The following is a 223-nucleotide window of genomic DNA, read 5'->3' as shown; positions in this document are numbered from 1 at the left end:
CCCTTTATAGGATTTATATTTCTTCATACGCACAACACACTTTAATCCAAGCTCTTTCATAATGCGCTGAACCTTCTTGTGATTCACTTTTTGACCACGATTCGTTAACTCCTCACGAATGCGACGGTAGCCATAACGACCTTCATTTTCCTCATAAATCGCTTTAATTTCAGCTTTCAAATCGGCATCTTGATCCGGACGATTCATTTTCTTTACTAAATCA

The 223-nt window shown here is 38.1% G+C and carries 1 protein-coding gene; it reads right to left on the bottom strand.

Annotated features, from left to right (window positions below; all coding sequences use genetic code 11):
- Positions 1-223 (bottom strand): IS3 family transposase (locus tag MR058_RS23170; RefSeq protein ID WP_242145954.1); only part of this gene is annotated, 223 nt, incomplete at both ends.

The sequence above is a fragment of the Bacillus cereus group sp. BfR-BA-01430 genome (assembly GCF_022663115.1).
GTDB lineage: Bacteria > Bacillota > Bacilli > Bacillales > Bacillaceae_G > Bacillus_A > Bacillus_A cereus_BD.
Note: the sequence above shows the minus strand (reverse complement) of the source record. Positions and strands in the feature narration are given on the sequence as shown.